Source organism: Rhodanobacteraceae bacterium (assembly GCA_016713135.1).
GTDB lineage: Bacteria > Pseudomonadota > Gammaproteobacteria > Xanthomonadales > SZUA-5 > JADKFD01.
In genome coordinates this window covers 181,495-195,700 of sequence record JADJPR010000010.1, presented here as the reverse complement: position 1 = coordinate 195,700, position 14,206 = coordinate 181,495, and the positions used below count along the sequence as shown (strand labels likewise).

The 14,206-nt window shown below is 67.9% G+C and carries 10 protein-coding genes and 1 pseudogene; 6 read left to right on the top strand and 5 right to left on the bottom strand.

Going from position 1 to position 14,206, the window contains the following annotated elements; translation table 11 throughout:
- The 5 genes from IPK27_10840 to IPK27_10820 all read right to left on the bottom strand — a co-directional run bounded on the left by IPK27_10840 (position 1) and on the right by IPK27_10820 (position 5,218).
- Positions 1-1,020, bottom strand: coding sequence for a pyruvate ferredoxin oxidoreductase (locus IPK27_10840; protein ID MBK8068097.1), 1,020 nt, complete (start codon positions 1,018-1,020; stop codon positions 1-3).
- A gap of 223 nt (positions 1,021-1,243) precedes the next feature.
- A complete protein-coding gene (gene porA, locus IPK27_10835) occupies positions 1,244-2,497 on the bottom strand; it encodes a pyruvate ferredoxin oxidoreductase (GenBank protein MBK8068096.1) in 1,254 nt (417 codons plus the stop codon).
- Entirely contained in the window at positions 2,490-3,071 is a 582-nt protein-coding gene (locus IPK27_10830) for a 2-oxoacid:acceptor oxidoreductase family protein (protein ID MBK8068095.1), read from the bottom strand. The genes porA and IPK27_10830 overlap by 8 nt, the downstream gene beginning before the upstream one ends.
- A 353-nt stretch (positions 3,072-3,424) precedes the next feature.
- The gene (locus IPK27_10825) at positions 3,425-4,186 is read right to left on the bottom strand and encodes a glucose 1-dehydrogenase (protein ID MBK8068094.1); all 762 of its coding nucleotides are present in this window, start codon (positions 4,184-4,186) and stop codon (positions 3,425-3,427) included.
- 261 nt (positions 4,187-4,447) lie between these two features.
- Positions 4,448-5,218 (bottom strand): hypothetical protein, encoded by a 771-nt coding sequence (locus IPK27_10820; GenBank protein MBK8068093.1) that lies wholly within the window; start codon positions 5,216-5,218, stop codon positions 4,448-4,450.
- Between the two features lie 104 nt (positions 5,219-5,322).
- Between IPK27_10820 and IPK27_10815 the strand changes: the two genes are divergently transcribed.
- From IPK27_10815 to IPK27_10790, 6 genes and pseudogenes are all read left to right on the top strand, one after another.
- The gene (locus IPK27_10815; protein MBK8068092.1) at positions 5,323-6,735 is read left to right on the top strand and encodes a histidine--tRNA ligase; all 1,413 of its coding nucleotides are present in this window, start codon (positions 5,323-5,325) and stop codon (positions 6,733-6,735) included.
- 29 nt (positions 6,736-6,764) lie between these two features.
- Positions 6,765-8,655 (top strand): annotated as a pseudogene (locus IPK27_10810) (aromatic amino acid lyase).
- Between the two features lie 109 nt (positions 8,656-8,764).
- Positions 8,765-9,838 carry a 2OG-Fe(II) oxygenase gene (locus IPK27_10805; GenBank protein MBK8068091.1) on the top strand — a complete coding sequence of 358 codons (1,074 nt, stop codon included), beginning with the start codon at positions 8,765-8,767 and terminating at the stop codon, positions 9,836-9,838.
- 244 nt (positions 9,839-10,082) lie between these two features.
- Entirely contained in the window at positions 10,083-11,900 is a 1,818-nt protein-coding gene (gene typA / locus IPK27_10800; GenBank protein MBK8068090.1) for a translational GTPase TypA, read from the top strand.
- Positions 11,901-12,059: 159 nt separating this feature from the next.
- Positions 12,060-12,944 carry an Hsp33 family molecular chaperone HslO gene (locus IPK27_10795; GenBank protein ID MBK8068089.1) on the top strand — a complete coding sequence of 295 codons (885 nt, stop codon included), beginning with the start codon at positions 12,060-12,062 and terminating at the stop codon, positions 12,942-12,944.
- A 127-nt stretch (positions 12,945-13,071) separates the two neighbouring features.
- Entirely contained in the window at positions 13,072-14,082 is a 1,011-nt protein-coding gene (locus IPK27_10790) for a hypothetical protein (GenBank protein ID MBK8068088.1), read from the top strand.
- The last annotated feature ends 124 nt before the right edge of the window (positions 14,083-14,206 follow it).

The window sequence follows — 14,206 nt, the reverse complement described above, 5'->3', positions numbered from 1 at the left end:
TCATGCCACGCTCTCCAGCAATCCGTAGCGGGCGATGTTGCGGTCGGCCTGCGCCTGGATCTGCGCCAGCATCTCGGGGTGGCCGTGCGGGCCGAACAGGTGGGCGAAGCGCTTCTGCGGCTTCAGATACTCGTCCACCGGCACGCGATGGCGGATCTTGGTCACCCGCGTGACCTCGCCGCGCTCGGCCTCGAACACCGGGAACAGGCCGGTCTCGCGCGCCAGGCGCGCGAGCTTGATGGTGTCGCAACTGGCGGCGCCCCAGCCGAGCGGGCACGGCACCAGGATGTGCAAATAGCGCGCACCATGGATGCCCATGGCCTTCTCGACCTTGGCTTCGAGGTCGCGCAAATCGGCGACGGTGGCGGTGGCCACGTACGGGATCTCATGCGCCATCGCGATGCGCGGCAAATCCTTGCCCTGCCCTGCCTCTGCACCCGGATGCGGGCCGACCGCGAGCGTGGTGTTGGTGCGCGCGGCGAAAGGCGTGGCGGAGCTGCGCTGCACGCCGGTGTTCATGTACGCCTCGTTGTCGTAGCAGATGTAGAGCACGTCGTCGTTGCGCTCGAACATCCCGGACAGGCAGCCGAAGCCGATGTCGGTGGTGCCGCCGTCGCCGCCCTGCGCGATCACCCGCACCGGGCTCTGCGCCAGGCCCGCCTTGCGCGCCTTGACCTTGAGCGCCGCGGCGATCCCGGTGCCGACCGCCGCGGCGTTGCCGAACAGCGAGTGCAGCCACGGCAGCTGCCAGGAGGTTTCCGGATACGGCGTGGAGAACACCTCCAGGCAGCCGGTGGCGTTCGCCGCGATCAACTGGCCGCCGGTTGCGCGCATCGCGGCGTCGATCGCATAGCGCGCGCCGAGCGCCTCGCCGCAGCCTTGGCAGGCGCGGTGGCCGCTGGTCAGCGCGTTGCTGCGCTCGGTCGAGGCCTGCACGCTGCGCTGGGTGGCGTCGAGCAGGCGGTTGCCGACCGTGAAGGTCCCGGTCTGGTAGAAGCGGATCGGGGATTCAGTAGTCATGAACCCGGATACTCCGTGAGGACACGCGGATGATCGCGAAGGGCTTTGCGCCGGAACCGAGGCGCGAGGAGGAGGAATGGTGGTTCCATTGCGACGACGAGCAACGTCCGGCGCAAAGAAGAGCAGGGTGAGAAGGCAGCGGACTGTCTGCGTTGAGCAACCGATCTTCGAGTCGCAGTTTGGAAGATGTGCCATTTTCTTGCGGCCTCGCGGAGTATCCGGGTCAGATGACCTTTGCCGCGATCGGGCCGACATCGCGCAGCAAGCTCTCTGCGATCGGCCCGCTGCGGCGCATCTGCGCCTCGCGCGCCAGTTGCCGGTTGACGATGCGCCAGTCGAGGTCCATGAAAGTCAGCGGGCCAAGCGTGCCGGCGATGGCTTCGTCCAGCGTGCGCCTGAGCGAGGCGCGGGTGATCGCGCGTCCGCCTAGGCCCGCGACCACGGTGTAGCCGTGCAGTTGCAGCCCCGAGAGCGCCACGCGCACATCGGTCGAGAGCACCCCGCCAAGACCCACCGAGAAGCTCTTCTCGAGCACGACGACATTGCTCGCGCCCTTCAGCGCCTCGCGCACCGCTGCGAGCGGAAAGGGGCGGAACGACTGGATGCCGAGCACGCCGATCGGGATACCTTCGTCGCGCATCCCGTCGATGGTGTCCTTGAGCGTGCCGATCACCGATCCCAGCGCCACGACGATGGTCTGCGCGTCGTCGATGCGGTAGCCGCGCACCAGGCCGCCGGAGGCGCGCCCGAAGCGCGCCTCGAACTCCGCGGCGATCCGCGGGATCACGTCCAGCGCGGCGAGCTGCTTGGCGTGCGCGAGGTAGCGCACCTCCATGAAGGCCTCGGGCCCAACCATCGCGCCGATCGACACCGGTTCGGCCGGATCCAGCACCTGGCGCGGCTCGTAGGGCGGCAGGAAGGCGTCGACATCCGCCTGCTCGGGGATGTCGACGCGCTCGTAGGCGTGCGTGAGGATGAAGCCGTCCATGCAGACCATCACCGGCATCGACAGCTCCTCGGCGAGCTTGAAAGCCTGGATGTGCAGATCGAGCGCCTCCTGGTTGGTCTCGGCGAAGAGCTGGATCCAGCCTGAGTCGCGCTGGCTCATCGAATCGCTGTGGTCGTTCCAGATGTTTATCGGCGCGCCGATCGCACGGTTGGCGATGGTCATGACGATCGGCAGGCCGAGGCCCGAGGCGTTGTAGACCGCCTCGGCCATGAACAGCAGGCCCTGGCTGGCGGTCGCCGTGTAGCTGCGCGCGCCGGCCGCGCTGGCGCCGATGGCGACGCTCATCGCCGCGAACTCGCTCTCGACATTGATGAACTCGCAGTCGGCCACCTCACCGCTCTTCACCATCTCGCCCAGGCTCTCCACGATGTGCGTCTGCGGCGAGATCGGGTAAGCGCAGATCACCTCGGGCCGGCACAGCGCGACCGCCGTGGCGACTGCTCGTGAACCCTCGATCTGTTCAAGCATGGGCCAGCTCCTCGATTTCGCGGCGGATGTGGGCGAATGCTTCCGCAGCCGCGGCGACATTGCCATCGGCGACCTTGCCGCTGAACTTGGTGCGGATGGCGTGCTCGACGGCCGGCAGCGAGATCAACCCGGACAGCGCCGCGAAGCCGCCGAGCAGCACCGCGTTCGGCAGCGGGCGGCCGACATTGCGCAGCGCGATCTCGCTCGCCGGCAGCGTGACCAGGCGCTCGCGCCGGTAGCGCTGCTCGATGTCGGAGAGGCCGAGGTCGTGAAAGCTGCGGCGGCTGTTGATGAGCACATAGCCACCCGGCTGCAGGCCCTGGAACACGTCGACCTGGTGCAGCAGCGTCGGGTCCTGCACGATCAGAACGTCGGGCGCCAGGATCGGCTCGCGCAAGCGGATCGGCGCATCGTCGATGCGGCAATAGGCAATCACCGGCGCACCGGTGCGCTCGGATCCGAAACTCGGAAAAGCCTGCGCGTGGCGGCCCTGCTCGAAGGCGGCGATCGACAGCATCTCGGCTGCTGTCACGACACCCTGGCCGCCACGCCCATGAATCCGGATCTGCAACATCAACGCCACTCCCGCGCTGCCGGCCGGCCTCCAGTATCGGCAGTCCCGGGTTCACGGCATTGATGCAGCACAAGGCTGGCGGCGGGGGGAAGTTGTTCAACGCGGAGACGCAGAGGACGCAGAGGAGCGCAGAGAAAGAAAAGTGCCGGGGTGGGAAGGGCACAGGGCTGCGGATCGCAACGCAAAGGCGCAAAGGGCTGCGCAAGTGGAGGCGGTCGCATGGGCGCATCGCGTGCAGGGCGCACGGCTCCACGGACCCTGCAGTCCACCGTGATCTGGAATCGTCTCTCTCTGCGCTCCTCTGCGTCCTCTGCGTCTCCGCGTTGAACCAGTTATTCCCCCAGCGGCGCGAATCACACGGCCGTCATGCCGCCGTCCACGGTGAGCGTGTGGCCGGTCATGAATGCGGCACCGGCCGAGCACATCCACAGCACGGCGTCGGCGATCTCGCCGACTTCGCCGATGCGCCCGACCGGGTGCAGGCGGCGGATGCCCTGCTCGTCCGCCAGCCCCTGCTGCACCACGCGCTCGAACATCGCGGTGCGGATCACGCCGGGGCAGACTGCGTTGACGCGGATGCCAACCTTGCCGTACTCGGCCGCCGCGCTCTTGGTCAGGCCGACCACCGCGTGCTTGGTGGCGGCATAGATGGCGTGCTTGGGCGCGCCGACCAGGCCCGCCACCGAGGCGGTGTTGACGATCACGCCGTGCTTCTGCGCCGCCATCACCCGCAGTTGCGCGCGCATGCAGGCCCAGACGCCCTTGACGTTGATCGCCATCATGCGATCGAACAGGGCCTCGTCCGAATCCGCCAGGCGCGCGTGCTCTTCCTCGATGCCGGCGTTGTTGAAGGCGAAATCGAGCGCACCGAAAGTGCCCACAGTGCGTTCGACCAGCGCCGCGACCTCAGCCGTCGAGGTCACATCGCAACGCACGAACTCGGCCCGCCCGCCGGCCGCGACAATCCCGCGCGCCACCTCCGCGCCACTGGCGGCGACATCCGCCACCACCACACTCGCCCCCGCCGCCGCGAATGCCGCCGCCGTGGCGCTGCCGATGCCGCCAGCACCGCCGGTGATCAGGGCCGTGCGGCCGGTATAGTTGTATTGGGTCATTGGGGTCCGGGTGTGTGGTGTGTGTGTGTTGGGGGTGGTGTGGTGTTGGTGTTGGTGTTGGTTGTTGGTTGTTGGTGGCAGCGAAGCCAAGCGGCGCCGCGGGAGCGCAGGTCGTCGGCAGCCGCGGTGTCCTGGCGCCGCTCCTCCGGCGCCGCTGTTGCTGCCAACAAAACACCCAACAACCACCCCACCCCCTCGCCTGGCCCCAACCGACAACCCCCCGCCCCCGCCCAACCACCCCCGATCCCCACCGCAGCCGCTTCAGCGAACCAACTCCAGCCCCGGCACGCAGCTCGGCGTCTCGTACAAGGCGGAAAGGAAGGCGCTCTCGCCGGACAGTCCGCTGGCGCGGCGGGTCTGGTAGCTCTCCTTGCACTGCAGCGGGCAGCAGTTGCGGCCGCCTTTCCAGGGCTCGGCAGTGGCGCAGGTGGGCACCTGGGTGACGCAGGTGTCGGCGCTGGCGCCGGGCGCCTGCAGGCACTGGTTGAAGGTCTGCGCGCAGCGCTCCAGCAGCGCGGCCGGCGTGTCCGGGTCATTGCGGTAGGCGACCATGCCGCCGCGCACCTGGATCAGCTTGCCGTCCTGGGTGGCGATGAACTCCACGATCTCGTTGGCGAAGGTTGGCAGGCACAGATGCAGCGCATCGTCCTTGCCGCGGCCCCAGCGCGCGCCTTCGCGCGAGCCCCAGCGGGCGTAGTCGGCGAGTGCATCGTTGACGCTCTGGCGCTGCCCGGCAGGCAATGCGGACAGGGTTGCCCGATTGAGCCCGGAGAGGTCCAGTCGCGCACCATCCTCGCTGTCGCAGAGCGGCCCGATGTCGGCGATATCCGGCAGCGGCGCCGGTGCAATGTTCATCTCCTGCATGTCGGCCTTGGCCGCGCAGGGCTTGTCGCTGTAGACGTCCGCGCCCGAGGCGCTGCGGCATTTGTAGATCAATCCCGTGCCTACCCCCTGCTGGTTCAGGTCGACCGCAAGCAGCGGCGTCGCATGCCAGCAAGCGATCAGAATCAGCCCGGCCCATGTCCTGTGCATGCCTGTCCCCAGATGCGCGCCAGCGGCCGAGTCTACCCGCCGAGCCCCCGTTCCGCCCCTGCCGGTGTAGCCTACGCGGCCTCGCTTTCCTGCATTGGCAAACGATGAGCATTGTGAAGCCCCGCACGCCCGCCGGCACGATGGAACTCCTGCCGCTGGACCAGATCGCCTTCCAGGACATGCTGGACACGATCCGGCGCAACTACGAGCGCTTCGGCTTCCTGCCGGTGGAAACCCCGGTGTTCGAACTGAGCGATGTGCTGCTGACCAAGAGCGGCGGCGAGACCGAGCGCCAGGTGTACTTCGTCCAGTCCACCGGCAGCCTCAAGCAGGGCGATGCGCCGGAACTGGCGCTGCGCTTCGACCTGACCGTGCCGCTGGCGCGCTACGTCGCCGAGCACGAGCACGCGCTGTCCTTCCCCTTCCGCCGCTACCAGATGCAGCGGGTCTATCGCGGCGAGAGCGCGCAACGCGGGCGTTTCCGCGAGTTCTACCAGTGCGATATCGACATCATCGGCAAGGACGAGCTGTCGATCCGCTACGACGCCGAAGTGGTCGCCGTGATCGCCAGCGTGTTCCGTGAACTCGCCGTCGGCCCGTTCACCATCCAGCTCAACAACCGCAAGCTGATGCGCGGCTTCTTCGAACGCGCCGGCGTGGCTGACGCAGAGCAGCAGACCCTGGTGCTGCGCGAGGTGGACAAGCTGGACAAGCGCGGCGCCGATTACGTGCGCCGCACACTCACCGGCGAAGGCTTCAACCTGGCCGCGGAACGGGTCGACGAGATCCTCGCGTTCGTCGCGCTGCGTTCGACCAGCCACGCGCAGGCGCTGGACATGCTGGGCGCGATCGGCGGCGGCAACGCGCAGCTGGAAGCCGGTATCGAGGAACTGACCGAGGTGCTGCGCCTGGTCAAGGGCTTCGGCGTGCCGGAGGCGAATTACGCGCTGAATTTCTCGATCGCGCGCGGGCTGGATTACTACACCGGCACGGTCTACGAGACGATCCTGACCGACCACCCGCAGATCGGTTCGGTGTGCTCCGGCGGGCGCTACGAAAACCTCGCCAGTCACTACACCAGGTCGCGCCTGCCGGGTGTCGGCATCTCGATCGGCGCCACGCGCCTGTACTACCAGCTGCGCGAGGCGGGCCTGATCGGCACCGCGGAGAGCACCGTGACCGTGCTGGTCACGCAGATGGATCCGGGCCTGATGCCGGTGTACCTGGACATCGCCACCCAGCTGCGCACCGCGGGCATCAACACCGAGCTGGTGCTGGATTCGGGCAAGCTCGGCAAGCAGCTCAAGTACGCCAGCAAGGCGGGCATCCGCTTCGCCGTGATCGTCGGCGAGAACGAAGTCGCCAAGTCGGTGGTGATGGTCAAGGACCTGGCCAAGGAAGAACAGTTCGAGGTGCCGCGCGGCGAACTGATCAAGGCGCTGCGGGTGGAAATCGAGCAGGCCGAGGCGCTCGGCGAGCTGCGCCGCCGCGGTGGCGTGAAGGAAGCCCAGGCGTGAACGCAGCCGCCGCGCCCGCTCCGCGCCCGATCGACCTCGACGGCCGCCGCCTCAGCATCGAGTCGGTGCTCGACATCGCCCTGCACCGCCGCCCGGTGCGGCTGTCGAAGACCGCGCTCAAGCGCGTGCACCTGTCGGCCGACTTCCTCGCGAAGAGAACTGAAGCGCGGCGAGCCGATCTACGGCGTCACCACCGGCTTCGGCTCGAATGCCGACCGCCTGCTGGAAAATGTGCGCCGGCGCGAGCGCGAAGGTTCCGAAGACCTGCCGATCGTTGCCGAGCTGCAGCGCAATCTGATCATCAGCCATGCGGTCTGCGTAGGCGATCCGCTGCCGCTGCCGATGGTGCGCGCGATGCTGGCGATCCGCATCAACACCCTGCTGCAGGGCCATTCCGGCGTGCGCGTGGTGACCCTCGAACGGCTGCGCGATTTGCTCCGGCTGGACCTGATCCCGGTGGTGCCGGAGAAGGGCTCGGTGGGCGCCAGTGGCGACCTTGCGCCGCTCTCGCACCTGGCGTTGGCGGTGATCGGCGAGGGCGAGGTGTTCGAGAACGGCGTGCGTGTGCCCGCCGCCGAGGCGCTGGCGCGCGCCGGCCTCAAGCCGCTGACGCTGTCGTTCAAGGAAGGCCTGGCGCTGAACAACGGCACCGGGCAAATGCTCGCCTCGGCAATCCTGGCGCTCGGCCGCCTGAGCGAGCTGTCGCGCATGGCCGACATCAACGCAGCGCTGGCGCTGGAGGCCTTCTGCGGCCGCTCGGCGGCCTTCGACGAGCGCGTGCACGATCTGCGTCCGCATCCCGGCCAGATCGCCGCGGCTGCGAACATCCGCAGGCTGATCGACGGCAGCAGGCTGGTCGACATCCCGTACCACCGCGTACCGCGCTTTGCGCCGTGGAGCGCGAAGGCCTGGGCCGGCGCCGAGGGCGAGCGGCGCACCTTCGACGTGCGCTGGGATTACGTACCCAAGAGCGAGCGCGGCGCGCGCTCGCGCCACTACACCCGCAACCTGCCTTTCCGCGGCGGCAAGAAGGTGCAGCCGCAAGACGCCTATTCCCTGCGCTGCGTGCCGCAGGTGCACGGCGCGGTCAAGGACACCCTGGCGCGGGTGCGCGAGATCGTCGAGATCGAGCTGAACTCGGTCACCGACAACCCGCTGATCTTCCCCGAGGTGGAAGACGACCAGGATTCGGTGGTGTCCGCCGGCAATTTCCACGGCATGCCGATCGCGCTGGCGCTGACCCAGCTCAAGTGCGCAATCCCGGTGCTGGCCTCGATCAGCGAGCGGCGCCTGGCCAAGCTGGTCGACCCGGCCACCAACGACGGACTGCCGCCATTCCTGATCGGCAACGAGGACGGCACCGATTCCGGCCACATGATCGTGCAGTACACCGCTGCGGCGCTGGTCAACGAACTGGCGACCAAGGCGCACCCGGCGACGGTCTACTCGGTCCCGACCAGCGCCAACGCCGAAGACCACGTCTCGATGGGCACCACCGAGGCGCGTCATGTGCTGGAGATGATCGGCGACCTGGAAAAGGTGCTCGCGCTGGAACTGCTGGTGGGCACCCAGGCGCTGGAGTTCCGTCTGCAGATCCTGGGTGCCAGCTACAGCCTGGCGACCAGCCTCGGCGTGCAGGCGCTGCGCTCCAAGCTGCGCAACCTGTCGCAGGTGACCAGCGAGGAAAGCGTGGCCCTGGCCGAGGACGTCAAGCGCCTGCAGACCGACTTGAAGCAGCTCAAGGACGTGCGCCCCGCCGCGGCCAGCGCCAGCGTGCTCGATCTGGTGCGCACCCGCGGCATCGCCTTCATGGCCCACGACCGCCTGCTCGCGCCGGACATCGCCGCCGCCATCGCCTTGGTCGAATCGGGCGAGGTGGTGCGCGCGGTGGAAGCGACGCTGGGATCGGCGCTGGCCTGACTCTTGGCCCGCTGCACGCGCGCCGCGCGTTCAGCGGGTACATCGGTCGCGGCGTGCCGGCGAGGCGGGTTGCTGCTCCTGCGTGGTCCCGGCCATGCAACATGGCATCATGTTGCGAGTCGAGGTAGCGTGGGCTCGCATGACCCTGACAATCAGCGCAGCGCTGGAGCGTGCCCGAAGCGGAGACCCTCCTGCCCAATTGGCGGTTTCGAAGTTCTTCTTCGAGCGCAACGATCTCGCTTCGGCGCGGCTCTGGGCCGGTCTCGCAGCCGACGCCGGCCTGTCCGAGGCGCTGCTGCCGGCAGCGCAACTGGAGTTGGTGGCGCTGATGCAGGGCGGACAGTTGGCGGCCGCCGAGCAGCGCGCACAGGCGGCAGTCCGCGCACATGTGGCGAATTCGGCTCAGGTCCTGGCAACGATCCGGATCCTGCGCGCATCGGACACCGACGCAGCGCTCGCCGAAGCCATCGACCTGCTTCGCGCCGATGCCGGATATCGCGCGATGGTGCAGGAGCTGAGCACCATTCGCGAATTTCGCAGCACGAGCCGCACTCGACCGGAGCGGCCCGCCGGCGAGACGATCCAGGTGCATGCGTATTCCCGTTTCCTGCCGGAGTCGACTTTGAGTTGGCTCGACAAACTGTCGCAGCCGCTGCTGCGACCTGCGCATGTGATCGATCCATTGACCGGGCAACGGCGGATTCACCCCGTCCGGCGCGGCGATCAGGCGGTTCTCGATTGGCAGATGCTGGATCCTGTCGCCGCCGCAGTACTCCGGGCGGTAGCGGAAACCGCAGCTTGCGACTGGCGTTGTTGCGAGCCGGTCAACTTGCTTCGCTACCGTGTGGGCGGTGAGTACCGGCTGCACCATGACTGCCTAGAACACGATCCACTGGCGCAAACGAGTGATGCCGGCCGCCAACCGCTGAATCAACGCATCACCACTGCGCTGCTGTACCTCAACGAGGATGTGACGGGCGGGTCCACCGCCTTTCCCGGCCTGGGCCTCGAGCTGCCAGCCGCGCGCAATCGCCTGCTTGTCTTCGGAAACCTGCGCGACGGGCGCCCCGATCCTGCCATGCGCCATGCCGGCATGCCGGTGCTCGCCGGCGAGAAGCGCGTGCTCAGCTTCTGGTTCCGCGAGCGCCCGCTGGTTGACGCGTCGCATGCGGGAGGCGCGTGATCCGCTGCCTGATCGCACCGATCCATCGGTATCCGACTCAGGCGATCCGCGAGCGCCGCAAGCTCGTCCACATGGGCTGAACCGGCGACTCACGCAACGCTGGCCGGCGAGTGAACCCCCGCCAACAACCTGACGCCAGGCTCGGTTGCCATCCGGCTATACTCCGCGCCCGTCTTTCCTGCCCAACTGCCAACCTGGCGTCGCGCGATGCGCGTTGCCCGCTCCGGCTGTGACTTGAGTTCCCATGATCGAAAAGCTGCGCAACATCGCCATCATCGCCCACGTCGACCACGGCAAGACCACGCTCGTGGACCAGCTGCTGAAGCAGTCCGGCACCCTGAGCGAGCGCGCGGTGATCCCGGACCGCGTGATGGACAGCAACGACATCGAAAAGGAACGTGGCATCACGATCCTGTCCAAGAACTGTGCGATCCGTTGGGGCGACTGGCGCATCAACATCGTCGACACCCCGGGCCACGCCGACTTCGGCGGTGAAGTCGAGCGCGTGCTGTCGATGGTCGACTCGGTGCTGCTGGTGGTCGACGCCCTCGACGGCCCGATGCCGCAGACGCGCTTCGTGACCCAGAAGGCCTTCCAGCGCGGCCTGAACCCGATCGTCGTGGTCAACAAGATCGACCGCCCGGGCGCACGCCCGGACTGGGTGGTCAACCAGGTGTTCGATCTGTTCGACCGCCTCGGCGCCACCGAAGAGCAGCTCGACTTCCCGGTGGTCTACGCCTCGGCGCTGAACGGCTATGCCAGCCTCACGCACGACGCGCGCGAAGGCAACATGGACCCGCTGTTCCAGACCGTGGTCGACCGCGTGCACGCCCCGCGGGTGGACGCCGACGGCCCGTTCCAGATGCAGATCAGCCAGCTCGACTACTCCAGCTACGTCGGCATCATCGGCATCGGCCGGGTGCAGCGTGGCAAGGCGCGCACCAACATGCCGGTGGTGGTGGTCGACCGCGAAGGCAAGAAGCGCCAGGGCCGCATCCTGCAGGTGCTCGGATTCATGGGCCTGGAGCGCCATGAAGTGCCCGAGGCCCAGGCCGGCGACATCATCGCGATCACTGGCGTCGAGGGCATCGGCATCTCCGACACCATCTGCTCGCCGGACCAGCCGGAGGCGCTGCCGGCGCTGACCGTCGACGAACCGACGATCAGCATGTTCTTCTGCGTCAATTCCTCGCCGTTTGCCGGCAAGGACGGCAAGTTCCTGACCAGCCGCCAGATCCGCGACCGCCTCAAGCGCGAGCTGATGCACAACGTGGCGATGCGGGTGGACGAGACCGACGATGCCGACAAGTTCCGCGTCTCCGGCCGCGGCGAGCTGCATCTGTCGATCCTGATCGAGACCATGCGTCGCGAGGGCTATGAACTGGCCGTCTCGCGCCCGGAGGTCATCGTCAAGGAGATCGACGGCCAGATGATGGAGCCGTACGAACTCCTGGTGATCGACCTGGAAGAGCAGTACCAGGGCGGCGTGATGGAGCGCCTGGGTACCCGCCGCGCCGAGATCCGCAACATGGAACCGGACGGCAAGGGCCGCACGCGCCTGGAGTTCATGATCCCCTCGCGCGGCCTGATCGGCTTCCAGACCGAGTTCCGCACGCTGACCGCCGGCACCGGCCTGATGTTCCACACCTTCGAGCACTACGGCCCGGTGGTCAAGGGCGCCATCGCCAAGCGCCCGAACGGCGTGATGATCAGCAACGGCACCGGTTCCTCGCCCGCCTACGCCCAGTACGCGATGCAGGAGCGCGGCCGCCTGCTGATCCCGGAAGGCGCGGAGATCTACGAAGGCCAGATCGTCGGCATCCACGCCAAGGACAATGACCTGGTGGTCAACGCCCTGCGCGCCAAGCAGCTGACCAACTTCCGCGCCGCCGGCAAGGACGACAACCTGATGCTGACGCCGCCGGTGAAGTTCTCGCTGGAGCAGGCGCTGGAGTTCATCGAGGACGACGAACTGGTCGAAGTGACTCCGCACGCGATCCGCCTGCGCAAGAAGCTGCTGACCGAGAACGATCGCAAGCAGGCGGCGCGCAAGGCGGGGTAAGGGGCTATCGACTTCGCCTCGGAGCGGCGCCTTCCAGTCGCTGCATGGGCCGGTTGTGGGTTGTGAGTTGTGGGTTGTGGGCAGCGAGGCCAGCGCCCGCAACCCTCACACCAGCTTCTGCCGCCCACAACCCTCAACCCAGAACCCACAACCCGCTCCATGGACCTACTCCTCCACGCCTTCGTCCTCCCCGAACTCGGTGTCCGCGGCGCCGCGGTGCGGCTATCCGCCGGGTACCGCGAAGTCCTGAGCCACCAGCCCTACGCGCCGGCCGTGGGTCGCTGGCTGGGCGAGGCCTTGTGCGCATCGGCCTTGCTGATCACCGGGATCAAGTTCAACGGACGGCTGTCGCTGCAGTTGCAGGGTGGCGCGGACCTGGAACTGATGTACGTGGAGTGCACCAGCGAGGGCGATGTGCGCGGCATCGCGCGGCCGCGTGAGGGTGCGGTCGATTTCGAACATGGCTTTGCCGCGGCTTCCGCCGGTGCCCTGCTGGCGATCACGCTGGAGCCCTGGCAGCGCGGCGAGCGCTACCAGGGCATCGTGCCGCATGCCGGCGAGACGCTGGGCGAAGCGCTGGAAGGCTACTTCGCGCAGAGCGAACAGTTGCCTACCCGCCTGCTGCTGGCGGGCGACGGACAACACGCTGCGGGGCTGCTGCTGCAGCGCCTGCCCGACGAGGGCGGGCATGGGCAGGTGGACGCCGATGGCTGGAACCGCGTTGATCACCTGCTCGGCACCGTCGGCCCCGAGGAACTGGTCGGCACGCCCAGCGAAGTCCTGCTGCACCGACTGTTTCACGACACCCAGCGCATCGACCGCCACCCGCTGCCGCTGCACGTGCGCTGCCGCTGCTCGCGCGAGAAGGTCGCCGACGTGCTGCGCCGGATTGGCCGCGACGAGGCCTTCGCCGCAGCCCATGACCTGGGTCACGCCGAGGTCGTCTGCGAGTTCTGCGGCATGACCTACCGCTTCGATCCGGTCGAGATCGAACAGTTGTTCCACCCGCCGGCACCCGGCAATCCTCCGGAACGACCGCAGTAAGTCGTTGAAACCAACTGGCGGGACTTGGATTCTGCTATCGTTGGCCCAAAATGAATGACCAGACCGGCGCACTGTGGGAACCACCCCGGCCGAGACTGGTCAGAGAGAAAAAGACGAGGCAGCCCCGATGCCCGCACTGAAATCGATGCATGCAGCCATCGCCATCGCAACCGCCTTGGCACCGACCTCCGTGTGGGCGCAAGTTGGCGACGGCGCGCAAGCGTCGCTGCCCGTGCTGATCCACGACCAGTCGCGCCCGTCGCCCTGGCCGCAGGCGGACGGCAGCACCTGGGTGCCGGTGTTCGTGCTCGGCGACAATGATGGTTCGCTGCTCGCCAATCCCTTCCTGCCGGAACCGGCGGGCAGCGTCATGCTCGGCGTGGCGCAGGTCCGCGGAAACGTCGGTGGCGACGAAACTTTCTCGGTCTCGCCGACGGCGCAATGGCGCCTGACCGAGGAAATCGGCCTCGGGGCGGCGGTCACGGTGACCGACTTCGTCCCCTGCCGCAGCCTGATGCAGGCGCCGCTGGCGCCGCTGAAGTCGGATGCCTGCGAGAGTTTTGCGGCGCAAAGCGGGCAGTCCGCCATCGGCGTGTCCGGCTCCCTCAGCGTGGGCAAGGCCAGTTTCACCGTGGGCTACAGCGAAAGCCCGGCGATCTGGGTCCTGCCTGGTTCGCTCGGGCCGGCCGCCACGGTCGGCATGCCGCAGCCTTCGCTGCCGATGGCGCCGTTGGCCTCTGTTGCCCGCGAGCCAGCGCAGACTTTCACCCTGGGCAGCGAGTTGTCGCTGTCCGAGCAATCCCGCATCGGCGTGGCGATGGCAATGTCGCGGCTACCGCGGCTGGAGAACAGCCCGGACATCGGGCGTGTCCAATTCAGCCTGGCCTATGGCGATTTCAGCGCCGACATGGCCACCCAGATGATCCGCAAGGGCATGGAAAGCGTCAGCCCCTGGTGGTCGAGCATGGACCTTGGCGTCAGCTGGCGGACGCCCTGGTCCGGCATTATCTCGGTGGGCGCGCGTAACCTGTTCAGCAGCGGGGATCCGCCGCGGCTGGGCAATTCGCCGGTGGCCGAGGCCAACGAAGCCGATGCCTTCAGCCGCACGCCATACGTGCGCTACGAGCAGGATTTCTGAGGCCACAACGTTGGCGTCTGGCGACGATGCGTAGGCCGGTGTGGCGCGAAGCGCCTCACCGGCAACGCGCTGGACTGTCTCTGTGCCCGTCGACGCGCGCGGCGACTCACGGGCAGAGCGCCGG